Origin of the sequence: Nocardia speluncae NBRC 108251 (assembly GCF_001613245.1) — a bacterium.
Classification (GTDB): Bacteria; Actinomycetota; Actinomycetes; order Mycobacteriales; family Mycobacteriaceae; genus Nocardia; species Nocardia speluncae.
In genome coordinates, this window is record NZ_BDBZ01000029.1 from 1 (window position 1) to 24,295 (window position 24,295).

Consider the following 24,295-nt stretch of genomic DNA (forward strand, 5'->3'; position numbering starts at 1 on the left):
GCGTACCCGCCCTGGTCGTAACCCTGCTGACCGCCGTACCCCTGCTGGTCGTAGGCGGCGCCACCTTGCTGGTACTCGTAGCCGTTCTGATAATCGGGGGCGCCGTTGTACTGCGCGCCGGGACCGTAGTCCTCGGGGTACGCGCCGTTCTGCGGCCCGCGTCCCGCGGGGCCGGGAGCGTACCCGCGATTGCGTGGATCGGACTCCGCGTGCTCACGGCTCGGGTCGTAGCCAGAGTTCTGCGTCATGGGGCCAGCTCCTGGTTGCGGGTTAGCGGGTCGTTGTAGCGGTTCCGGGCGGTGAGCCGAGGCAGCTCCACGGCCGGCGTCGGGGTCGACGCGGCCGCTCGTCCTGAACATTCCGGTGTGCAGCGTAGGGGATGCCTCGAAGACAACGTGTACTTCGCCGTACGTCTGCCATCCTTGTTCACGGATGTAATCCTGCAGATGTTTGGCGAATGCACGGGTCGTGAGGTCGTGATCGGCATCGAATTGCCGGTGGTCCGACGAGTTGATCGTGATCACATAGCTGTTGGGTGCGAGCAGATGCCCACTGCCCAGATCCTGGACGCTATCGGCGGCCTCACGCTGCAGTGCGGCCTCGACCTCCTGCGGAACAACATTCCCGCCGAAGACACGGGCGAAGACGTCACCGACGGCGCCCTGGAGGCGCCGCTCGAATCTCGAGACGATCCCCATTCGGGCCCTCCCTTCGGTGAGTCTCTCCTCATTCTTTACGACGACACGCGAATCCGGCGTGTCGTTCTACGAGCACGTTCTCTGCATGATATCCACGATCGGCTATACCTGTAACTACCGTAATGGTGACGGAGTTCCCCGCGCGTGTGAACAGGCCTCGAAATCTACGTCGCCGACCCGTCCAGCAAGCCCGTGACCACGTGATTTCGCCCCGTGGTTATCTCCGTGCTAGTGTCTTTTCCGTCGCTCGGGCGAGTGGCGGAATGGCAGACGCGCTGGCTTCAGGTGCCAGTGTCCTTCGGGACGTGGGGGTTCAAGTCCCCCTTCGCCCACTGAAGGCCGTGGATCGCAGAGTCCACGGCCTTTTTCGTTTCTGATGCCGGATGCGGGCTCGGAACTCGGGCGGCGGGGCCCGTAGGCGAACCGCTCGGGTGTTCAGGGGGAGCCGGGAACTCGGCGTGGGGATGCTCTTCGTATGGCCGTTCCATAGCGATGCGGCTTCTGTTGGTACCGGATAGCCGAGTCGCGCATGGGTGGAGCTGATTCGCGGGCGCGCCGACGGACTGAATGCCGTATGCCGAAATGAGACCAAGGTCACACAATCAATTTTCGGTTGCGGTGTCACTGCTGAGGCTTGCCTTACTCGGAGTGTCCGGTGACTCAGTTCACGTCCCGGAACCACGCTGGTTAACAATGCGCGGGTCTACCTTGCAGGTAAATACAGGGGCAGGTGAAGGTTTGGGGCGAATAAACCGACCTTGGGTTTCTTTTGTCTCGGAGGCCGGTTCTGGGGTTGTGTTAATCCTTCGCGAATGCCCTGGTCGCCGACGGGGCGGCCGAGTTAACGGCGGTTCTTGCTGTGGTTGTCGCGGGCCACTTTCCGGTTGGGTGTAACCCCGGTAACGGATATGGCCGTGACCAGTAAAAACCAAATGTACTTGCAAATGAAAGCACCGCTGTAAGGCCGTTCGAGGCTGCCAGAAGTTAGCTGGACCGGGGTCCGATGGGGGTTGTCTGTAGATTTGCTGGGCTCCGACTTATACCTGTGACCTCTTACGCAATGGGTTGCGTAGGCATAACGATTGTGTAGAGTCGACGGTAACGCTGGCCGCAGCTAGAGCGGCGACTCGCTGCGGCCAGCGGAATTCAAATGGGGGAATTCGCACTGATCATCGGGTCCACGTTGCTGTCACCTCACAAAGCGGTGCCTGCCGTTGTGTGCTCGGCGTTGTCTATTCGTAGTTCCGTTACCTACCGCCGGTGAGCTGGAGGGCGGCGGTCTCGGATTCGGTGCTCGCCCTTCGTCCGGCAGTGAAGATGTAGCCGAGGAACAGCATCTCGGCGAGCAGGCCGCAGGCGATCCGAACGGGTGTGGGCAATGTGCTGGGGGTGACGAAACCTTCGAGCAGTCCCGCTACCAGCAGTGTCGGTACCAAGCCCAGGGCGATGGTGGCGGTGGTGCGGCCCTGCCGGGCCACCGCATCGGCCCGGCTCGCGCGCCCTGGATCGATGAGCGTCCAGCCGAGTTTCAGGCCGGCGCCACCGGCGATGAAAATCGCTGTCAACTCCAGCATTCCGTGGGGTAGCAGGAAGCCGAACAACGAATCCAGTCGGCCGGCATCCGCCATGAGGCCGGCCGTTACGCCGATATTCAGCGCGTTCATGAACAGCAGGTACAGCACCGGCAGGATCAGGACGCCGAGAAACAGTGTCAGGGCGGCTACCCAGGCATTGTTGGACCAGACCAATGCGGCGAATGCGTCGTTCGGATGTTCGGTGTAATACGTTTCGAAGGCCCCACCGGGCTCGGTGAGTGCCCGGGTGTCCTCTTGCAGCCCAAGGGTTCCGCGCGCCGAGGGGTCGACCGAGATCCACGTCGTGAAGCCCGCAACCACGGTGAGGAACACGACGGCCACGGCGAGCCACCAGCCGCAGGCCCGGTAGACCGCGGCCGGAAACCGATGAGTGAAGAATCGCCGGATCTCGGTCCAGGTATCGGGCGAGCTCCCCACGATTCTGCCGCGCGCCCGGGCCAGCACGGCGCTCAATCCGGCGACGAGTTCCGGTTCGGGACTATGCGTCTGCAACCGCGCCAGCTGCTGGGAAGTCTGCCGGTAGAGCCGCACCAGTTCGTCGGCCTCGGCGCCGGTCAAACCACGCCGGCCGGCCAGGTAGTTCAGCCTGGCCCAGGCTCGGCGATGCCTCATGCTGTAGGCGTCCACATCCATCGGCCTACCTCCCGCCGTTCTACCGCTGCGCCCCGATGGTGCACCCCCCGCCTTCAGCGAAGCCGGTTCGACCCGGTGCCGTGAAAGAATGCTATGCGATATGGCTGAATTCACGACGGGGGAAGCGGTGGCACTCGAGCTGCCGGTCGCCCGTGTCCCGACCCGAGCCGCGGCATTCGTGCTCGACCTGATCCTGCAGATCGTGCTCGGGGTCTTGCTGCTCACCCTGGTGATGCTCGTGACGCGCGGGGATGACAGCAGCCCCTGGTTCGCCACACTGATTCTGGTCTCGCTGGTCACCGTGCTGGTCGGCTATCCCGTGTTCTGGGAAACTGCGCTGCGCGGTGCGACACCGGGAAAACTCGCTCTCGGGCTACGTGTGGTGCGCGCCGACGGTGGCCCCGTGGATTTCCGCCATGCGCTCACTCGCGGGCTGACCGGCGCGATCGTCGATTTCTGGATGCTCGGTCTCTTCGGCTTGATCGCGGTGGCGAGTTCGATGTGCTCACCCGGCGCGCGCCGAGTGGGCGATGTCCTGGCGGGAACGGTGGTCGTGCATATTCGCCAGCAGCTGTTCCTGCCGGCGCTGGCGATACCACCGGCCTGGCTCACCGGCTGGTCGGCCGGACTCGATCTCACCGGGTTGTCCGAAGATCTGGCGCTCGCCGTACGTCAGTACCTGACTCGCATCGACTCGCTCACCCCGGGCGCACAGCACGAGATCGGGCAGGCGCTGGTTACCGCGGTCTGTGCCCGGATTCGGGCCGCGGTGCCGAGCGGCTATCCGCCCGTACAGATACTCGGCAGTGTGCTCGCCGAGCGGCAGCGGCGTTCACTACCCGCTGGGCCGCTGCCACCGATGATCTACGCCCCGGCGCCGATTTCGGTCGTGCGGTCCTACTGAGCCGGGGACGCCGCGGTACGGCCCGTGTGTGCTCGGATTACAGGGCGGCGGACTGTTTGAGCTCCAGATACTCGTCCGCCAGCGCGCCCGGTAGGTCGGGGCCGGCTGCCGCTATCACGGAAATACCCATCCGGCGCAGCGATTCTTGAACTACCGCCTGCTCGGCGATCCGGGATTCGGCCGCCGCGGCGCGGTACAGCGCGCGCAGGTCGCTGCGGTCGGCGGTCGCTGCGGTGATCTCCGGATCGGTGACCGAGACGATCAGCACCCGGTGGCGTTCGGCCAGCACCGGCAGCAACGGAAGCAGATTCTCGGTGACCGCCGCGCTGTCCAGGCCGGTGAACCAGACGATGAGACTGCGACGGCGGGCTCGGCGGATCGCGGCCCGCACCAGGGCCTCGGAATCGGTATCGACCAGTGCCGGGGTAACTCCGGCCAGCGCGTGCATGAGCTTCGGCTGCACACCGCGCCCGACCCCGGTCCGTACCTCGGCGCGTACCTCGCGATCGTAGGCGAGCAGGCCCACCATATCGCCGCCCGCGGCGGCCAGACTCCCCAGCAGCAAGGCCGCTTCGATCGCGCTGTCGAGGCGCGTTCCGGCACCCACACGGGCGGCGCTGATCCGGCCGGTATCCAGCAGCAACAGCACCTGCCGGTTGCGTTCCGGGCGCCAGGTCCGCACCAGCACGTCGGTGGCCCGCGCGGTCGCCCGCCAGTCGATGGCGCGAACATCGTCGCCCGGCACGTATTCGCGGAACGAATCGAATTCGGTGCCCGGGCCGCGGAGATCCGCCAGATTCCGGCCTTCCAGATGTCGCAGGCGTTTGACCTTGCCGCCGAGCAACCGTTCGCTGTGGAACCGTGGCAGCGCCCGGATCCGCGCCGGTACAACCCGCTGGAACTGGTGACCGGCCAGCCCCAGCGGTCCGAACAGGCGCACGGTGACCGGACCGGCGGCGCGATCACCGCGACGGGTCGGCGTGAGCGTGGTGCGCATGCGGACGCGGTGGCCGGGCTCGAGGTTCAGCCGGTGTTCCCGGCCGGCGGCCCCGGCGCTGTCGGGCCAGTCGTCCCACAGCCGGCCACGAACCGCGCGGGAGCCGGTATTGGTTACCACGATCTCGATCTCGGTCGCGGCCCCGAGGCGCAGCACCGTCAGTTCTGTCCGCTCCAGCGCCACGTCCGCGCCGTCGGCGGTGAGGGCACGATCGGTCGTGGCCAGTGCGCAAAGTAGCGCGGTCGTCAACAGGACCCCGAACCACGACGGTGACACCGTCATGACGAATACCGCCGCCGCGACCGCGATACCGAACAACCGGCCCGTGACGACCACGGCTACACCGGAACCGGGACGGATTGCAGCAGGCCGGCCAGCACTTGCTCGCCGGTGATCCCGTCGATCTCGGCCTCGGGCCGTAGCTGCAGCCGGTGCCGTAGCACGGCCACCGCGACAGTTTTCACATCGTCGGGGGTGACGAAACCCCTCCCGTTCAACCAGGCCAAGGCTCTGGCGGCGGCCATGAGTGAGGTTGCGCCGCGGGTGGACGCGCCGTGTGCGACCGCCGCCGCTGTCCGGGTGGCGCGGCAGAGGTCGACAATGTAGGCGAGCACTTCGGGACGGACCGCGACTGCCGCGATCGCGGCACGGGCCGCGGCGATATGCGCGGGACCGGCCACCGGGCGCAATCCTGCGGCAGCGAGATCGCGCGGGTCGAAACCGTCGGCGTGCCGCTGCAGGACCCGGAATTCGTCGTCGCGTTCGGGCAGGTGGATATCCACCTTGAACAGGAAACGGTCCAGCTGCGCCTCGGGTAGCGGGTAGGTGCCCTCCTGCTCGATCGGGTTCTGCGTGGCGACCACCACGAAGGGGTCGGGCAGGGGCCGGGGTCGTCCGTCGACCGAGACCTGGCGTTCTTCCATCGATTCCAGCAGCGCGGACTGGGTTTTCGTGGGAGTGCGGTTGATTTCGTCGGCCAGCAGCAGGTTGGTGAAGACGGGACCGTCGCGGAAGGTGAACTCGGCCGAATGCGGGTCGTAGATCTGTGAGCCGGTGACATCGCCGGGCATCAGGTCGGGCGTGAACTGGACTCGGCTGTGTTCGAGTTCCAGGGCGGTGGCCAGGGCCCGGACCAGCAGTGTCTTCGCCACACCGGGCACGCCCTCGAGCAGGACGTGGCCGCGGCACAGCAGGGCGAGCACGAGGTACATGACCGCGTTGTCGTTGCCCACGACCGCCTTCCCGATCTCGGTGCGCAGTGCGGCGAACGCGCCCGCGGCCGCATCGGCGGTGGGCGCCGCCGGGCCGCCGGGGCCTGCCTTACTGGTGTCAATGCTGGTCATCCGACCTCCGCTTCGATCCATTCGAGTTGCGCGGCAACGAGTTCCAGGCTCGATGCATCCGGTACGTGTCCGTAGAGCGCCGCGCCGACAGTGTCCGGGGTGGCCCCTATCCTGGTGGCCACCGCGGCCACCATGGCGTCCGGGGATATACCGGCGTCGACGCCGAGGGCGCGGCGCAGGCGGCGCAGTGTGGCAGCCTGCAGGACGCTCGCGATATGCGCGTGGTCGCCGGAGCGGCGGTACAGGCCGGCCTGTCCGGACAGTAGTTCGCCGGCGGCCACATCCACCGGACGGGGTTCGGCAACCACCGCGCCGCGGCGGCGCGCTCGCCACCACACGAGTACTGCGCCGGCGATCAGGAATTGCAGGATGCCGAAGACCAGCCAGGCAGAGGAGCCGGTGAAGACGGAGTCGTCACCGGTCGGGCGGGGGAGGTCGGGATCGTAGTCGTCCGGTGGGACGACCGGCGGTGGGTCGATCGGCGGGGTTTCCGGTGCGCTGGGGCCGTTGCAGCCCTGCAGTATCGCGTAGAGCACCAGCAGCACGACCGCCATCGCTGCCAGCGTCGCCCAGGAGCGGGGGTCGCGCACCATCGCGGGTAGCGTCCGGCTGCCCTGCCGCGCCCGGGACCCGCGCCCGACAGCCTCGACTTCCACCGGATCGGCCGCCGGTGGCGGTGCCGCGGCGGAGAACCGATCGGCCCCGGCCAATCGATGGTATTCGTCCGCCGCTGCGGGGCGGCCACCGTAGACAACCTCGTCGAAGACTCCGGCGGCCGGGGGGATTTCGCCGGAGAGCTCGGACGGTAGCGCCGCCGTGGCCTCCTCGGAGGTTTCTCGGACGGTGCGGGAACGACGCACTTCGAGCACGCCGTGCTGTTCCAGTCCGCGCAGCACCGCGCGGAATCGCTCGCGTAGTGCGGTGTCGTAATCGCCCTGTGCCGCGGCGTGTTCGGCGGCCTCGCGGTGGGTTTCCGCGGTATCCAGATGCGGCCGGTCCGGGACCCCACGACGTGGATCGGTCATCGATGACCTCTGCTTGTGACGGGAATCCGGATATCCATACCCTCACGGCGGCAACGAAGATCGAGATAGCCGACCACCCGGGCACTGGATTCCACGATCTCGGTGAAGGCCGCCAACAGCAGCACGGTACCGGTGAGCAGGACGAGGAAGGGCCAGCGATGGGTACCGGAGATATCGCTGACGAACAGCGCGAACCCCAGTAGAGGAGCCGTCAGCACCGAGTAGACCAGCTGCCGGCAGATCCAGACACCGGTGCGCTGCATCCGCAGAGTGCCGGTGAGCAACCCGGCGCGCGCGAGTGCCGCACGGGCCGTGGACTGCTCGGCGAAAAGAACGGGTGCCGCTACCAGATGCCGCGCCCGTAACCACGCCAGGCCGAACCAGCAGAACGGGTAGGCGAGCAGGAACCAGACGATGCCGAGAAAACCGAACGGGAGCAACAGCATGCTCGGCGCAAGCACGGCCAGTCCGATCGCGGTGAACGACAACTGGGTCAGCAGCAGCGGCCTCAGCCGCTGCCCGGTCTGCCACCAGGCCGCCCGCGCCCCGATCGGAGCGCCTCCCACGCGGGCGAGGCCCGTGGCCACGGTGACCCCGCGCAGCACGATCCGGATGACCCAGGCGACGACGAGCGTGGCGCACACCGCCGCGAGCGCGGTGCCGTCGTCGGATCCGTCTGTCAGGTGGGAGACGAGCCCGATGAACGCGGCCACCACCGACCCGCCGGCCACCAGCAGCGGCGCGGCGCACCCCGCGGTTACCCGGATATCGGCCTGCATCAGTGCGAACGGCTCATCGAGCAGTTCCCGGAAACTCAGCGGACGGATCGGCACCGTCGCTTTCCGGGCTCGGCGTTCCGGATCTACTCCCGCCCCGACGGAGCCGGCCGTAGGGGCGGCAGGCTGCACGCGGCCGAGTCTAACCGGTGCGCCGGGAGCGGGCCGGTGATGATCCGGCCGCACTTGCGTACCGGGCCGGGCACAGTCTCGAGACGTCCGCCGAGGCAACGTGCGGAGCCGTAATGCCGGGCGACTGCCCCCGTACGCGGCCGCGGTCCGGTTTGCGCGGGCCGGGTGCTGCAATGCGAACTCGGCTACAGATTCGATATCGCCCAGGGCCCGGTACCGCATGATGATCCTGATCCACAATCCCCGAAAGGCCGGCGGCCGATGGACGCAGGTCTTCGAACCGGATGCGGTCGGTTTCACCTCGGTCTGCGGGTATTCCGGTGGACTGCCGCCGGATACGCACGGAGGCTCTCCGGTAAGGCGGAAGTACCGTGGTAATCGTTCGACGACGAGGTCGCAGGTTGCGTGCCGCCTTCACTACCGCGATACCGGACGAGCCGATGACGGCGGCGCCGTTCAGTTGCCGGGAGGTAGTTCCCGAGGGGTACGTCCTTGCGGCAGTTCTCCCGCTGTCCGTCCGGGCAATGCGGTACCGGTCGCGGGCTCCAGCCGGGTTGTCGCCGAGACGATCGCCTCGGGATCCAGGGTCAGTTCGGCATCCATCACCGTGTTCCTCGGTGACGCGCCCGCACGTATCCGGTCGCGTCCGGCCGGTGCTTTCTCGGCCACGCCGTCGATCGTGACGTTGCGGGTCCGGCGCAGTGTGAAGGTGATCTCCTCAGCTTCGGTGAAGACGTGGCGGGCAGTCCGCAGGGGTCGGCTCGCGGTGTCGAGGGCGTCCTCGATCACCGAGCTCACGAACCCCGGTACCAGCGGGCCTATCCAGCGGGCGGCCGTATCGGTGAACGGAACCGTGCCGACCAGCGGGAGTTCCAGGCCGCGGGACAGTCGCGCGGGGCGCTTGTCCGGCGGTACCGGCAAGCCGGATCCTGCCGGAGCAGGCAGCGCCAACCGGTCGGCCGGCAGTTCGGCGGGTACAGGAGAGCGCTCGGTGACGCCGATCTCCAGCCCGCCGAGCGCGGCGATCACCCGGGTCCGCTGGCGTTCGCGGTCGATGGCGGTATCGGCCTCGGCTTCCAGGCGGGCCGCGGCCAACTGCCGGTCGGCCTTCACAGCAGCCGTTTCGGCACGGACTTCGGCCTCTTTCTCCGCGATCGCCGCGTCGGCGGCGCGTTCGGCGCGGTCGCGTACCGCCGCGGCGGCGCGGCGGCGCTCCTGCATGGTTTCGCCGCGCCACCGGCGCAGTATCAGTGGGAGGGCGGCCAGCAGGATGAAGACCGCCCAGATGAGCAGTCGCAAAAGGAATGCGCCGGTCCGGTCGGTGGTGTGCTCGTGCACGGCCGCCCAGCGGGCTCCGATACCGCGGTCGCCCTCGGCTACGGCCGCTGTTCGCGCGTCGTCGAGCGCCGTCCGTGCGCTGTCCGTGTTCGCGTCCAGCAGGGCGACGCGGCTCTGCGCGGCCGACAATGCGGTGCGCGCGTCGTCGAGCATGTCGTTGGCGGTATGCGCCTCCGGGCCCCGGCCCGGCACACCGGTGATCTTGGTCTGCGGGCAGCCCGGACCAGGATTGAACTCACATCTGGCGACGATGAGCGCGTTGTCGAGATCGGCCGAGGCTTCGGCGATATCGCGGTCCAGAGCGGTGCGGTCGGTGACCGCGCGGTCCAGTTCGTCCTGGGCGGTGCGTACCGCCGGAGTTATGGCGGCCGCGGCCACCGCATGTTCGTCGAGGATCCGATCGATCGAGCCGTCGAACAACACGGTGGTGGCCAGTTCGGCCACCACCAGGCCGGTCAGCGCGGTCACTGCGAGGCGGGTCGCCACCGCCGCGACATCGGTCGTGCCCGCGGGCCGGTCCAGCCGGGCGGCGGGCTGGGCACCGGCCAGGGCGCGGCCCACCAGACCGATGAGCAGCCCGGTGATCAATGCCGTGGGCAGCACCGCGCTCGCCGGCCATCCGCCGGATGCCAGAGCTACCCCGGTTGTTCCCGCGGCGACCAGGGCGAACAGCGCCACGCCCGTACCGGTGACGATATAGCCGGTGCGCTCATATCCGTCGGTGGTCTCGGTGGGCTGTCCGCCGCCGAGCCAGATGAACATGCCGGTGACGCTCATGGGACCCATAACCTCTGCAGCCGTCATCGATTCGTTGTCTCAGCGTGACAGGCGGTACGGCGCTCGATCGAGCCCTCGCACGCTGGTGTGGTCATCTTCACAGGTGTCGGTGAGCATGTCGTGCCGAGGCATGTCGTCCGGTGCCGGGCGCAGTTGTGGGCCGGCCGAATTCTGGTTTCCCGCAACGAGAAAGAGTCGGTTCACCGCCCGTGGATGTGGCGTAAACCACTGAAATCGGCATTTGCTGCCTGTGTGCTGAACCATGGAAAACGTAAAACAGTCCGGACGGTCGGATCATGTTCTGTGCTTGTCACGACGCTGTCACGAACATCTCATCGCGGAGCGTGACAGTTAGCCGCGCGCGGGTGGGTTTGCCGACGGCTGCTGCCGGGAATTCATCTTCGATGCAGGTGAGCGTGGGTTCGGCGGATGCGACGGGGCATCGGGAAATGAGCCGGGCGAGTGGATCGCCGCTGTTCGGAGGGTCGATCCGGAATCGATTTCAGCCGGAACGCTGCTTTACACTAGAAAACGCGCATATGTGGAGGAATGAATGAAGAAGCCCAGCTCAAGGCCTAACAGCCCATTTTATTAGGGCAACCTTGGTTGGTTGGCTTCCGGGCCTGGCTTATCGTTTGCTCTTACGCCGCACATACCGATGTCCGGCCGAAAGCACGTTCGGGCAACCTATCGGCAAGGCCGGCCCAGCGGGCGAAACCCGTATCCGGGTTCCGAGCGCGTAAGCGCTTCGTTACCGGCGGGCACCGGCGCAGAACCGCAGGTGGAAACAACTTCAGACGTGACTGCACGCCGAACACCATCAGCGCGGCTGGTGTCGGCCAACGTACGAACGCAGTCCTATCAGGCAGCGTTCGACAGTACCGGCGTTCGACAAGGCGTTCTCTCCAGGCCGCACCACGTCGAGGTCGACTTTCTCGAAGGCAGAGGCATGACGCAACTACCTGGCCACAGGTCCCCCGGACCCATCGGGCTCTATGACCCGGCGCACGAGCACGACGCATGTGGTGTCGCGTTCGTCGGTGATATGCACGGCCGCCGCAGCCGTGACATCGTCGACAAGGCCATCACGGCCCTGTTGAACCTCGAGCACCGCGGCGCCGCGGGCGCCGAGCCGAACTCCGGCGACGGCGCGGGCATCCTTATCCAGGTTCCCGACCGCTTCTTCCGTGCAGTCGTCGATTTCGAGCTGCCGCCGGAGGGCTCATATGCCACCGGTATCGCCTTCTTGCCGCAGGCCCGGCGCGAGGCGGCACGGGCTTCCTACGGCGTCGAGAAGATCGTCAAGGAAGAAGGCCTGGCGGTCCTCGGCTGGCGCGAGGTACCGATCGACGAATCGTCGCTCGGTGCGCTCTCACGTGATGCCATGCCGCTGTTCCGCCAGCTCTTCATCGGCTCGCCCACGGGTGCTGAACAGCAGCTGACCGGGATGGACCTGGAGCGGCGTGCTTATGTCATCCGCAAGCGGGTGGAGCACGAACTGGGCAAGGCCGGCGCGGGCGAGGGCGCGGTCGGTAAAGAATCGGTGTACTTCCCGAGCCTGTCCGGGCAGACCTTCGTCTACAAGGGCATGTTCACCACGCCGCAGCTGCGTGCGTTCTACCTGGACCTGCAGGACGACCGGGTGGAAAGCGCCTTGGGCATCGTGCACTCCCGGTTCTCCACCAATACTTTCCCGTCGTGGCCGCTGGCCCATCCGTTCCGCCGGGTCGCGCACAACGGCGAGATCAATACCGTCGCCGGCAACGAGAACTGGATGCGGGCACGCGAGGCGCTGCTGCGTTCGGATGTCTTCGGCAAGGATTCGGCCGGTAAGAACCGGCTGGAGAGGATCTTCCCGGTCTGTACTCCGGGCGCCAGCGATACCGCGCGATTCGACGAGGTCCTCGAACTGCTGCACCTCGGCGGCCGCAGCCTGCCGCATGCGGTGCTGATGATGATTCCCGAGGCCTGGGAACGCAACGAGAACATGGATCCGCAGCGCCGGGCGTTCTACGAGTACCACTCCATGCTCATGGAGCCGTGGGACGGCCCCGCCTCGGTGTGCTTCACCGACGGCACCGTCATCGGCGCCGTGCTGGACCGTAACGGCCTGCGGCCGAGCCGGATCTGGGTTACCGAGGACGGCCTGGTGGTCATGGCCTCCGAGGTCGGTGTGCTGGATATCGATCAGTCCAAGGTCGTGCGCAAGATTCGCCTGCAGCCGGGGCGGATGTTCCTGGTGGACACCGCGCAGGGCCGGATCGTCGACGATGAGGAGATCAAGGCGCAGCTGGCCGCCGAGCATCCTTACCGGGAATGGCTCGATGCCGGGATCAAGCACCTCTCCGATCTGCCCGACCGCCCGCATGTGCACATGTCGCACGACCGGGTGCTCATCCGGCAGCAGATCTTCGGGTACACCACCGAGGAACTGAACCTGCTCATCTCGCCGATGGCCAAAACGGGTGCCGAGGCGCTGGGCTCGATGGGCACCGACACCCCGATCGCTGTGCTCTCGGCGCGGCCCCGGTTGCTGTTCGACTACTTCTCCCAACAGTTCGCGCAGGTCACCAACCCGCCGCTGGACGCCATCCGGGAAGAGGTCGTCACCAGCCTGCGCCGCCATATCGGCCCGGAGGCCGATCTGCTGCACCCGAGCCCGGAATCCTGCCGGCAGATCGCGATCCAGCAGCCGATCATCGATAACGACGAACTGTCGAAGCTGGTCCATATCAACGACGACGGCAGCCATCCCGGCCTGCGGTCGGTTGTGGTGCGCGGCCTCTACGAGGTCGCGGCCGGCGGGGACGGCCTGCGCCGCGCACTCGACGCCATCAACACCCAGGTCTCGGCCGCGATCGACGGCGGTGCCCGCATCATCGTGCTGTCGGACCGCGAATCCAACGAGAAGCTCGCGCCCATTCCGTCGCTGCTGCTCACCGCATCGGTGCATCACCACCTGGTCCGGGAACGTACCCGCACCATGGTCGGCCTGGTAGTCGAGGCCGGTGACGCCCGCGAGGTACACCATATGGCCACGCTCGTCGGTTTCGGTGCCGCCGCGATCAACCCGTACATGGCCTTCGAATCGATCGAGGACATGCTCGAGCGGAGCGCACTGAGCGTTCCCGGCAGCACCGGCGATCCGGCGACCGATTATCGCAAGGCGGTCGCGAACTACAACAAGGCCGCGAGCAAGGGTGTGCTGAAGGTGATGTCCAAGATGGGCATCTCCACGGTCGCGTCCTACAACGGTGCGCAGCTGTTCCAGGTGATCGGTCTGTCACAGGACCTGGTGGACGAATTCTTCACCGGTCTGCGCTCGCACCTGGGTGGTATCGGCCTGGACGAGATCGCCACCGATGTAGCAACCAGGCATTCGGTCGCGTTCCTGGAGAACCGGAACGAGCGCGCGCATCGCGAGCTCGAGGTGGGCGGCGAGTACCAGTGGCGGCGTGAGGGCGAATACCACCTGTTCAACCCGGATACGGTGTTCAAGCTGCAACATGCCACCCGCAGCGGGCAGTACTCGATCTTCAAGGAGTACACCAAGCTGGTCGACGACCAGTCCGAGCGGCTGGCCTCACTGCGCGGCCTGATCAAGTTCAAGAAGGGTGCGCGGTCCCCGATTTCGATCGAGGAGGTCGAGCCCGCTTCCGAGATCGTCAAGCGTTTCTCCACCGGTGCGATGAGCTACGGCTCGATCTCGGCCGAGGCGCACGAAACCCTGGCGATCGCGATGAATCGGCTGGGTGGCCGGTCCAACTCCGGTGAGGGCGGCGAATCGCCGGCCCGGTTCGAGCCGGAGGAGAACGGCGACTGGCGGCGCAGCGCGATCAAGCAGGTTGCCTCGGGCCGGTTCGGTGTCACCGCGCACTACCTGACCAACTGCACCGATATCCAGATCAAGATGGCCCAGGGCGCCAAGCCGGGCGAGGGCGGTCAGCTGCCCGCGCACAAGGTGTATCCGTGGGTCGCCGAGGTTCGGCATTCGACGCCGGGCGTGGGTCTGATCTCGCCGCCACCGCATCACGACATCTATTCGATCGAGGATCTGGCACAGCTCATCCACGACCTGAAGAACGCGAACCCGCAGGCGCGGATTCACGTGAAACTTGTCGCCGAGCCCGGTGTCGGCACCGTCGCGGCGGGCGTGTCCAAGGCGCACGCCGATGTGGTGCTGATCTCCGGTCACGACGGCGGCACCGGTGCTTCGCCGCTCACCTCGCTCAAGCACGCGGGTGGGCCGTGGGAGCTCGGTCTGGCCGAAACGCAGCAGACGCTGCTGCTCAACGGTCTGCGCGACCGGATCGTGGTGCAGGTCGACGGACAGATGAAGACCGGCCGTGATGTCGTGGTCGCCGCGCTGCTCGGTGCCGAGGAGTACGGTTTCGCGACCGCGCCGCTGGTGGTCTCCGGCTGCATCATGATGCGGGTCTGCCATCTCGACACCTGCCCGGTGGGTGTAGCCACCCAGAACCCGGTGCTGCGTGACCGGTTCACCGGTAAGCCGGAGTTCGTCGAGAACTTTTTCATGTTCATCGCCGAGGAAGTCCGGGAGCTGCTGGCCGAACTCGGTTTCCGCAGCCTGGACGAGGCCGTCGGCCGGGTCGATCTGCTCGACACCACCAAGGCCAAGCAGCATTGGAAGGCCAGCAAGCTGGATCTGTCGCCGATCCTCGACGATGTCGAGACGGCGTTCATGTTCCAGGATCGGCGCCGGACCAAGGAACAGGACCACGGCCTGGACAAGGCGCTGGACAACGAGCTGATCGCGCAGAGCCGCGACGCACTGGAGTTCGGTAAACCGGTCAGGATCGACACCAAGATCACGAACGTGAACCGGACCGTCGGCACCATGCTCGGCCACGAGGTGACCAAGCTCTACGGCGGCGCCGGCCTGCCCGACGACACCATCGACATCACGCTCACCGGTTCGGCGGGTAACAGTTTCGGTGCCTTCGTCCCGGCAGGTATCACCCTGCGGGTGCAGGGCGACGCGAACGACTATGTCGGTAAGGGGCTTTCGGGTGGCCACCTGGTGGTGCGTCCTGCCCCCAACGCCCCGGCAGAGTTCGTCGCCGAGGAGAACATCATCGCGGGCAACGTGATCCTGTTCGGTGCGACCAGCGGCCAGGCGTTCATCAACGGTGTAGTGGGTGAACGGTTTGCCGTACGCAACTCCGGTGCCACCGCGGTGGTCGAGGGTGTGGGCGATCACGCCTGCGAGTACATGACCGGTGGGCGAGTCGTCATCCTCGGCGATACCGGACGCAACTTCGGCGCCGGTATGTCCGGCGGTCTCGCGTTCGTCTACGACCCCGACAACACGTTCAGCGGCCGGGTCAATCCGGAACAGGCCGACGCCGTCGAGGCGCTGTCCGGAGACGATTTCACCTGGCTGCGCGATATTATCGGCCGGCACCGGGAACAGACCGGTTCCGCTGTGGCCGAACGGATCCTGGGCGACTGGTCGCAGCAGGTGAACCACTTTGTGAAGGTCATGCCGCGCGAGTACAAGAAGGTGCTGCTCGCCATCTCCGAGGCCGAGAAGAGCGGTAAAGACGTCGACGCTGCGATTATGGAGGCCGCTCGTGGCTGACACCCAAGGTTTTCTGAAGCACACCTCGCGGGAGCTGCCCGAGCGCCGTCCGGTGCCGTTGCGCCTGATGGACTGGAAAGAGGTCTACCAGGAGGGCTTTCCGCACGAAACCCTGCAGCGGCAGGCGAGTCGTTGTATGGACTGCGGTATTCCCTTCTGCCACAACGGCTGCCCTCTGGGCAATCTCATTCCCGAGTGGAACGACCTGGTCTATTCCGACCGCTGGCGCGAGGGTATCGACCGGCTGCACGCGACCAACAACTTCCCGGAATTCACCGGGCGGCTGTGCCCGGCTCCGTGCGAAGCATCCTGCGTGCTCGGTATAAACCAGGATCCGGTGACCATCAAGCAGGTCGAGGTCGAACTCATCGAGAACGCCTTCGACGAGGGCTGGGTCGCTCCGGTGTACCCGACCCGGCTCACCGGTAAGAAGGTCGCCGTGGTCGGATCCGGGCCCGCGGGTCTGGCCGCCGCGCAGCAGCTCACCCGCGCCGGGCACACCGTGACCGTATTCGAGCGGGCCGACCGTATCGGCGGTCTGATGCGGTACGGCATCCCGGAATTCAAGATGGAGAAGCGTTTCATCGACCGCCGGCTGGCGCAGATGGAGGCCGAGGGCACCATCTTCAAGGCCGGAGTGAACGTAGGTGTCGATATCACCGCCGACGAACTGCGCGAGCGGTACGACGCGGTGGTCCTCGCCGGGGGCGCCACCCAGGCCCGCGATCTGCCCATTCCGGGCCGCGAGCTGGACGGTATCCACCAGGCGATGGAGTTCCTGCCCTGGGCCAACCGAGTCCAGCAGGGTGATCCGGTGACCGACGAGAAGGGTCTGCCGCCGATCCACGCGCACGGCAAGAAGGTCGTCATCATCGGTGGCGGTGACACCGGCGCCGACTGCCTGGGCACCTCGCACCGCCAGGGCGCGGCCGACGTGTACCAGTTCGAGATCATGCCGCGGCCGCCGGCCGAACGCGCAGGCTCCACCCCGTGGCCGACCTACCCGCTCATGTACCGGGTTTCCTCGGCGCACGAAGAGGGCGGCGAGCGGATGTTCTCGGTGAACACCGAACGTTTCGTCGGTTCCGACGGCAAGGTGACCGGGCTCGAGGCACATGAGGTCAAGATGGTCAGCGGCCGGTTCGAGAAGGTCGAGGGCACCGATTTCACCCTCGAGGCCGATCTCGTCCTGCTGGCCATGGGTTTCGTCGGGCCGGACAAGCCGGGTCTGCTCACCGATCTCGGCGTCGGTTACGACCAGCGCGGCAATGTCCAACGGGACAAGACATGGGCCACCAATATCCCCGGTGTCTTCGTCGCCGGCGATATGGGCCGCGGCCAGTCGTTGATTGTGTGGGCGATCGCCGAAGGGCGCGCGGCGGCTTCGGCAGTGGACGAGTACCTGGAGGGCGAAACCGCCCTGCCTGCGCCCATCCCGCCGACCGCGGTCGCGCAGCGTTGAGTTAGGCACCGAACCTCCAGCGGCGCGGTACCTCCGATCCGGAGGTACCGCGCCGCCGTCTTTCCGGGGCCGAGTTTGTGATCTCCGGCGGGTTCGGCTGGCGGTCGGTCTGGTGTGGCTCTATTGTTATCTCCGGTGTGATCCGGCGCCTGATCGTGATCCGATCGTGCACTCGTGACGCGTATTCGTTCACCTGTTACGTATCGGCTGCCGTCGGCCGGTTCGGCACCTCGCGACGGCGGAATCGGGAGAGCCCCATGATCGGGGCCAGGGTGACTGGAGCAGTATGCAGTTCAAGAGGGTTGCCGCAGCGCTGGGCGCGTGTGCGGCTGTCGCATCCGGGCTGGTAGCGGCAGGAGCGACGGCAGCGGCCGCGCCCAATTGCCCCAGCCTTTATGTGGTGGCGATCCCGGGGACATGGGAAACCGGGCACGAAAAGTCCCCGGGGCCGGGCATGCTGGCCGATGTGACCGACGGGCTACCGCGCTCCGCGAAGGTCGATTACGTCAGCTACGCGGCCACCGCCTTCCCCTGGGAGGGCGATGTTTACGGCCGGTCCAAGAACGAGGCCGTCGACAATGCGCGCGGTCTGATCGCCGATATGACCGCACGTTGCGGAAACACCGATGTCGCCCTGGTCGGCTATAGCCAAGGTGCGCACGCCGCAGGTGATCTCGCGGCCGAGATCGGTACCGGACTCGGCCCGATCCGGCCGGAACGGATTTCCGGCGTCGGGCTGATCTCGGATCCGCGCCGGGCCGCCGCCGATATCCAGGTCGGCTCGCATGCTCCCGGCGCGGGCGCGGCCGGGCCGCGGGTCGGCGGCTTCGGCTGGCTCAGCGATCGCACCCGCACCGTATGCATTCCCAACGATCTCTACTGCGCTACCGCGCAGGACGATTTCGTCACCCGCTTCGCCGGCTTCCTGGCGCAGAGCTCCGACGCCAATCCCGCCAACCTCTGGCGCTACCAGCTCGAGGCGGCGGCGATCGTCAACGATGTGATGAAGTACGGCGGTGTGCCCACACTGCAGGCACAGCTTTCCGAAGGCGCCAACGAGCAGCGGTTCAAAGAACTCGAATCGTTCTACCGTTCCGAATCACATCACGCCTACGGCAGCTATCGCGTGGGCGGCGGCCAGACCGCACTGACCTGGATGCACAACTGGATTGCGGATATGGCCTGATCAGCCGTTCGAGATATTGCGGGGGAGTAATTCCCAGACGTGGCCGTTCTCGTTCACCGTCGCCGCGCTGCGGCGCCCGGTGCGCGAGAACAAGATCCGGGTGATCGAGCAGTAGTCGATGGGAAAAGTCAACGGCCGGGCCAGACCCAGGATGTCCTGGAGGGTCACGTTGATGACCCCGCCGTGGGCGAATATCACCACGGTATCGGCCGCTGCCGTCGTGGCCGCGATATCGGTGATCGCATCGCGTACCCGGTGCCGGAATGCTTCGGCGTCGATCTGGAGCGGCAGATGACCTTCCTTGATCCGGTCGTAGGTGTCGCGGAGTTCCGTTTTCGCGTCTTCGATCGGGATATAGGTCGGTAGTTCGCGGTCGTATTCGGCCAGCCCGTCCACGATCTCCACGTCGAGTCCGAGTTTCGCGGCCGTCGGTGCCGTTGTCTCCCGGGCTCGCCGCTGCGGACTACTGATCACCCGGACGATCCGGTGGTGGTCCAGCGCTGCCGGCACCCGTTCGGCCTGCTCCACACCGATCGGGGCCAAACCCGGATCGGCGGCTTCTCCCGCATTGTCGACCCGGAGCGGCTGGGCATGGCGAACAAGTATCAACTGCACGGGTCCACTCTGCCGTATCGCCGCAGCGGCTGACCAACCGAACTGCCGGGACGGCCTCCGACCCCCGGACCGTCATTGTGCGAGCCGGAGGGCAGGCACTGCCGGTTCGGGACACTGCCGTCGCCACGGGAAGTGTCCTGCCGCCGACCTGCGTCCGGGCGCACCCTGTTCTCGCCGATGGACGGCAACGGCCTGGTCCGCCGTGTGGCGAACCAGGCCGTTGCGGAAGTATCCGGTGGTCAGTGACCGGCCGGCGGGTATTGCTGCGGGCCGTTCTGGGGCGGGTTCGGGTTGTCCGGGCCCGACGGGTAACCACCTTGTTGTGGGTAGCCGCCCTGCTGTGGGTATCCCTGTTGTGGATATCCGCCCTGTTGTGGATATCCGCCTTGCTGGGGGTAGCCGCCCTGCTGTGGATATCCGCCCTGTTGTGGATATTCGCCTTGCTGGGGGTAGCCGCCTTGCTGTGGATATCCGCCCTGCTGGGGATAACCGCCGCCTTGTGACGGGTATCCGCCCTGGGGAGACTGTCCCGGGAACTGGCCGCCCTGCGAACCGCCGGAGTTCTTCTTCCGCATCATCACGACGACCGCGACGACGATGGCCACGATGACCAGCAGGCAGATGAGCCCGAAGATCAAACCGCCCCCACCACCCTTGCCCTTGCTCTTACGGCGTGCCTCCAAGTCGACCGCAGAGGCCAGTACATCGGTATCGGCCCAGGCGGAGTAGTCCACTTGGCTCGCATGGGAGAGCAGATCCAGATAACTCAAGGTTAAAACCCCGTTCGAAATGATGTCCGGCCCCTCCTCCTGGGGCCGGGTCGCTACACGGTACTTCCCCGCTACGTGGCCGGGAAACCACTTGTTCCCGGATTTGGCCGGGTTGCGCGTCGGGGAACCGTCAGCGTTGCCGGACCAACGGGAAGGTCTGCGTTTCCCGGATCGTGCGCCCGGTCAGCAGCATGAGTACACGCTCGACGCCGAGGCTCAGGCCGCCGGTCGGCGGCATACCGTGTTCCAGGGCGCACAGTAAATCCTCGTCGAGCCCTGTGATCGCCGGCCCGCCGTCGGCGGACCGCGCCTGCGCCGCGAAACGCCGGCGCAGTTCCACCGGATCGGTCAGTTCGCTGCGCCCGGTGCCCAATTCGATGCCACCGGCCACGAGATCCCACCGTTCGGCCACACCGGCCCGGCGGCGATGCGGACGCGCGAGTGGTGCGACGCTACTGGGCAGGTCGGTGTAAAAGGTGGGCTCATGGGTGGTTTCGGCCACCAATCGCTGGTAGAGCGCGTAGACCGTGCGGCCGTGGTCCCAGCTCGGCCGGCAGCTGATATCGGCTTTCTCGCACAGGTCGCGCAGCTCCGGCAAACGAGTGTCGGGGGTGATCTCGGTGCCGGTTTCCTGCGCCAGCGCCTCGTAGAGCGACCGCACCCGCCACTCACCGGAAAGGTCCAGGGCTTCGAGGGAACCGTCGGTCCGCGGGCGCATGGCGACCATCGAATCGTTCGCGGCCAGCGCGGCCTGCTGCACCAGCTGCCGGCACAGCGTCATCATCCGCTGATGGTCGCTGTGGGCCTCGTAGGCTTCCAGCAGCGTGAATTCGGGCAGGTGCCGGGCACTCGCGCGCGTATTCCGGAAACTGGGCCCGAGCTCGAAGATCTTCTCTACGCCGCCGACACACAATCGTTTCAACGCCGGTTCCGGGCCCAGACGCAGATGCAGATCAGTGTTGTCGGCGTCGATATGGGTGCGCATACTACGGGCGGTTCCCGTGCCGGGGCCGGGTTGCAGCACCGGCGAACCGACCTCCAGAAAACCGCCGTCGTGCAGGGCATCGCGCAGTGCGCGCAGCACGGCGCTGCGGCGGGCCAGTAGTTCACGCGCCTCGCGATCGATCATCAGGTCCAGGTAGCCGCGCCGCATCCGCGTCTCGAAATCGATGAGGCCATGCCATTTATCGGGCAGTGGGTGCAGGCATTTGGCCAGCATCCGCCAATCGGCCACCAGCAGCGACAATTCGCCGCGGCGGCTGTATCCGACTTGTCCGCTCACCGAGATCAGATCACCCAGATCGAAGTGCTCGCCGAACTCGGCGCAGCGCGCCGCGCCGAGTCGTTCCCGATCGAGCAGGAGCTGGATATCGCTGGTCCAGTCGCGGACCACCGCGAACAGCACACCGCCGCAGTCGCGCAGCCGGAGCAGCCGACCGGAGATCCGCACGGTGGTGCCGCGCGGTACCCGCCGGGCCGCGGCGACGGTGTGGGTCGGCGGAAAGGGCGGGGGATACGGGTCGATATGCGTGCCCGCCAGCCGGTCCAGTTTGTCTGTGCGCACCCGCACCTGCTCGGGCCGGAGATCCTGCGCGGGCGCCGGATCGGCCGCCGCAGTCGTGGCCGTCGTGGGCGGCGCCACCACGGTGCGTTCGGGAACGGCGCTATGACATCCGGTATGGGTGAATACCCCGGCTGCACCGCCCGGCCGCGGTAGCAGCCCTTCGGCGAAGGCGGCAGCGACGGCGATACGCGGCAGGTCTCGCGGGTCGGCGGACATGACGTACCGGGTCGCCCAGCGCGGTTGACAACGCCTGGCCGTCCGGTACAGCTGGTCCAGCTGCCACCAGTGGGAAAACGACAGCGGCAGGCCGCGCAGACCGTCGCGCAATGCGATCGCTGCCGCCCGTATACCGTGCGCGGGACCTGGCCGGCCACGACGGCCCACTGCTTCGAAGACCGAGCGGGACACGGTGAAATTCAGCGAAACCTGTTCGATACCGTGCTGTTCGGCGCGGAGCGCGAATTCCGCGATGAGCAGATCGGTGATGTCCTCGGCGGTGCCCGGTTCGCGGCGCAGCAGTTCCAAGGTGGCGCCGGCCCGGCCCCATGGCACCAGCGAGAGCATGCCGAGTACGCGGTCTTCGGCGTCGAGGGCTTCGACAAGCAGGCAATCACCGTCGCGCCGGTCGCCGAACCGGCCCAGCGGTAGCGGGTAGGCGCGTTCGGTCTCGGTGCGCCGCCACTGCTCGGCCGTCACCGCCAGACGCGCGAACTCGGCGGTACCGAGATCGCGGTGGCGCCGGATCCGAACCGTCATCCCCTGTTTGCGCAGCCGGGTGAGAGTGTCGCGGATGGGGCGCAGTTCCGGGGTGGTCAGCGCGAAGGTCCGGGTATCCAGCAGTGCTTCCGCGCCCGCGGCAACAGCGTCGAGTCCGGCCCGGCGATACACCGGCATCCCGGCCTCACCGGCCCCGATCACCGCGACCGGCCAGCCGAACTGCTTCGCGTAACGCTGCCAGGACTCCACCGCCTGCGGCCAGCAGTCACGGGCACCGAGGGGATCGCCCATGGCCAGGCAGACACCGGACTCCACCCGGTACCCGATGGCCGCGCGGCCGTTCGGGCTGAAGACGATCTCGCGGTCGCGGCGGGTCGCCAGGTAATCGGTCGAACCGGTGGGATCCGGGCTGTTCAACAGCTCGCGCAACGCTATCTCGTCGGCTTCGGTGAGTGCGTGTTCCGCGCGCTGTGTTCGTACCAGCACCATGGCTGTGGCCACGAAAACCAGTGCGCCGAACAGGCCCACCAGAAACGCTGTGGGAAACGGTGCGGCACCGGCGAGTTGTGCGGGACGTACGACAAGCCCGCCGGTGAGCTGGGAGACGGCGAACATTACACGCGGCGCCCCCGCGGCCAGCGATCCGGGAAACAGCTGCACCACACACCCACCGGCCACACCGGCCGCGAGCAGGCCGGTACCGAACGCGGTCGCCGCGGGGCGCGGTGCACAAGGCCGGATCCGGGCGGTGAACTGTGTGCGCGCGGCGATCAGCAGCGTGAATACGCCGATATGGACGAGCAGGCCCAGCACCGCGTTCGGGTTCTGCTCGCGGATGACATCGAGCAGATTTACCGGTAGCCAGCTCACCTGGTAGAGCAGCGCAGCCCACCAGGCGACCCGTTTGCGCCGGGAGAGCCCGACGGCAAGGAGGCCGGCCACGGCCGCCCACAGCAGATTCGTCGCGGGTGCGTGCAGGTAGTACTGGTCCAGATAGTCACGCGGGATCCGCAGTGCACCGGACAGCCCCGGCACCACGCTCCACACCAGGCAGGCCATCGCGAAAGCACCCGATACAAGAGCCAGGACGCGCGGTATGGCCGCGAGCCGTCCGAGTGTTGCTCTTCGGTCGGGTACTTCGGGGTCTGGCGGTTCCTGCGTGGACATCACTGTTCCAGTCTGCCGCCCGCCCGTACCGAATCCGGGGTGTATACCGGCGTGTTAGCGGCAGATCGCCCGAGATCCGCCCGTATTGCCCTGTGCACGGGCACGGTTGGCCGAAATGGGTAACCGGGTTCCGGGCGTGGCGGGCGAACGCCGTGAAATGCCGGGTATGCCCGTTTGTTCCGGTCTTCGGCCGGATTCGGCCGGGGCGGTCGGAAGGCGCGCTGACCGGGGGAGTAAGCATGAGACCATGCCGGATCCAATCGATGTGCCTATCGACGATGACACCATACGGCTCGGGCAGTTCCTGAAACTGGCCAATCTGATCGAATCGGGGTCGGAGGCCAAGACAGTGATCGCTGCAGGGCTGGTACGGGTCAACGACGAGGTCGAACTGCGCCGCGGGCGCCAGCTCCAGATGGGCGATGTAGTGGCAATCGCCGGTCATCAAGCCAGGGTGGGCGCCGGATAATCCGGCCGGGTCAGTCCTCGGCGCGAACCACGACGCCGTCGTGGTCGCTGTAGAGCATTTCGCCGGGACGGAAGGTTACCCCACCGAATTCCACCGGGACGTCCTTCTCGCCCGACCCGGTCTGCGTGCTCTTGCGCGGGTTCGTGCCCAGGGCCTTCAGTCCGATATCGAGGGTGCGCAGAATCGCCGAGTCCCGGACGGCGCCGTTGACCACGACCCCGGCCCAGCCGTTCTCGACTCCGCGGCCGGCGATGATATCGCCCACCAGTGCGGTATGCACACTCGCACCACCGTCGACCACCAGTACCCGGCCGTTCCCGGGCCCGCTCAGCGTCTGTTTGACCAGTAGGTTGTCCTGGAAGCAGCGAATCGTGGTGATTCGCCCGGCGAACACCTGCCGACCGCCGAACTGGATGAACTGGGTATCGCAGCTACGGATATCGGCGCCGATCTCATCGGCGAGATCGGCGGTGGCCACCTGCTGCTCTGATTCAGTCACATTTCCGATTGTGCCGCCCGGGGCGG

16 protein-coding genes and 1 tRNA gene are annotated in these 24,295 nt (G+C 66.8%); 6 read left to right on the forward strand and 11 right to left on the reverse strand.

What is annotated here, in order from left to right:
- The coding region (locus NS6_RS22495; protein WP_245669464.1) for a DUF3662 domain-containing protein at positions 1-698 on the reverse strand (698 nt) is incomplete at its 3' end.
- A 249-nt stretch (positions 699-947) separates the two neighbouring features.
- Here NS6_RS22495 and NS6_RS22500 point away from each other — a divergent pair.
- Positions 948-1,030 (forward strand) — tRNA-Leu (locus tag NS6_RS22500).
- 915 nt (positions 1,031-1,945) lie between these two features.
- Here the strand turns inward: NS6_RS22500 and NS6_RS22505 are convergent.
- Positions 1,946-2,926: a stage II sporulation protein M gene (locus NS6_RS22505; RefSeq protein WP_068044912.1), complete on the reverse strand. Its 981-nt coding sequence runs from the start codon at positions 2,924-2,926 to the stop codon at positions 1,946-1,948.
- A gap of 100 nt (positions 2,927-3,026) precedes the next feature.
- Between NS6_RS22505 and NS6_RS22510 the strand changes: the two genes are divergently transcribed.
- Positions 3,027-3,830: an RDD family protein gene (locus tag NS6_RS22510; protein ID WP_068044916.1), complete on the forward strand. Its 804-nt coding sequence runs from the start codon at positions 3,027-3,029 to the stop codon at positions 3,828-3,830.
- Between the two features lie 37 nt (positions 3,831-3,867).
- Here the strand turns inward: NS6_RS22510 and NS6_RS22515 are convergent, their stop codons facing one another.
- The 5 genes from NS6_RS22515 to NS6_RS22540 all read right to left on the reverse strand — a co-directional run bounded on the left by NS6_RS22515 (position 3,868) and on the right by NS6_RS22540 (position 10,218).
- A complete protein-coding gene (locus NS6_RS22515) occupies positions 3,868-5,163 on the reverse strand; it encodes a DUF58 domain-containing protein (protein WP_068044918.1) in 1,296 nt (431 codons plus the stop codon).
- 2 nt (positions 5,164-5,165) lie between these two features.
- Complete coding sequence (locus tag NS6_RS22520; RefSeq protein WP_068044920.1) at positions 5,166-6,170, reverse strand: AAA family ATPase; 1,005 nt, start codon at positions 6,168-6,170, stop codon at positions 5,166-5,168.
- Positions 6,167-7,195, reverse strand: a complete 1,029-nt coding sequence (locus NS6_RS22525) for a DUF4129 domain-containing protein (RefSeq protein ID WP_068044926.1) — start codon at positions 7,193-7,195, stop codon at positions 6,167-6,169. Before NS6_RS22525 ends, NS6_RS22520 begins: the two co-directional genes overlap by 4 nt.
- On the reverse strand, positions 7,192-8,103 hold the full coding sequence (locus tag NS6_RS22530; protein ID WP_157112893.1) for a hypothetical protein: 912 nt from the start codon (positions 8,101-8,103) through the stop codon (positions 7,192-7,194). The genes NS6_RS22525 and NS6_RS22530 overlap by 4 nt, the downstream gene beginning before the upstream one ends.
- 456 nt (positions 8,104-8,559) lie before the next feature.
- Complete coding sequence (locus NS6_RS22540; protein ID WP_068044930.1) at positions 8,560-10,218, reverse strand: DUF4407 domain-containing protein; 1,659 nt, start codon at positions 10,216-10,218, stop codon at positions 8,560-8,562.
- Between the two features lie 949 nt (positions 10,219-11,167).
- Here NS6_RS22540 and gltB point away from each other — a divergent pair.
- From gltB to NS6_RS22555, 3 genes are all read left to right on the forward strand, one after another.
- Positions 11,168-15,820, forward strand: coding sequence for a glutamate synthase large subunit (gene gltB, locus NS6_RS22545; RefSeq protein WP_068044932.1), 4,653 nt, complete (start codon positions 11,168-11,170; stop codon positions 15,818-15,820).
- Complete coding sequence (locus NS6_RS22550) at positions 15,813-17,282, forward strand: glutamate synthase subunit beta (RefSeq protein ID WP_068044934.1); 1,470 nt, start codon at positions 15,813-15,815, stop codon at positions 17,280-17,282. Before gltB ends, NS6_RS22550 begins: the two co-directional genes overlap by 8 nt.
- A 286-nt stretch (positions 17,283-17,568) precedes the next feature.
- On the forward strand, positions 17,569-18,468 hold the full coding sequence (locus tag NS6_RS22555) for a cutinase family protein (protein WP_068044936.1): 900 nt from the start codon (positions 17,569-17,571) through the stop codon (positions 18,466-18,468).
- Here NS6_RS22555 and NS6_RS22560 read toward each other — a convergent pair whose 3' ends face one another.
- From NS6_RS22560 to lysX, 3 genes are all read right to left on the reverse strand, one after another.
- A complete protein-coding gene (locus NS6_RS22560; protein ID WP_068044938.1) occupies positions 18,469-19,083 on the reverse strand; it encodes a histidine phosphatase family protein in 615 nt (204 codons plus the stop codon).
- A 239-nt stretch (positions 19,084-19,322) separates the two neighbouring features.
- Positions 19,323-19,853, reverse strand: coding sequence for a hypothetical protein (locus NS6_RS35360; protein WP_068044940.1), 531 nt, complete (start codon positions 19,851-19,853; stop codon positions 19,323-19,325).
- Positions 19,854-19,983: 130 nt separating this feature from the next.
- Positions 19,984-23,301, reverse strand: a complete 3,318-nt coding sequence (gene lysX, locus NS6_RS22570) for a bifunctional lysylphosphatidylglycerol synthetase/lysine--tRNA ligase LysX (protein WP_068044945.1) — start codon at positions 23,299-23,301, stop codon at positions 19,984-19,986.
- A gap of 247 nt (positions 23,302-23,548) precedes the next feature.
- Between lysX and NS6_RS22575 the strand changes: the two genes are divergently transcribed.
- Positions 23,549-23,770 (forward strand): RNA-binding S4 domain-containing protein, encoded by a 222-nt coding sequence (locus NS6_RS22575; protein WP_068044947.1) that lies wholly within the window; start codon positions 23,549-23,551, stop codon positions 23,768-23,770.
- A gap of 10 nt (positions 23,771-23,780) precedes the next feature.
- Here the strand turns inward: NS6_RS22575 and rraA are convergent, their stop codons facing one another.
- Entirely contained in the window at positions 23,781-24,269 is a 489-nt protein-coding gene (rraA, locus tag NS6_RS22580; RefSeq protein WP_068044949.1) for a ribonuclease E activity regulator RraA, read from the reverse strand.
- Positions 24,270-24,295: the final 26 nt, after the last annotated feature.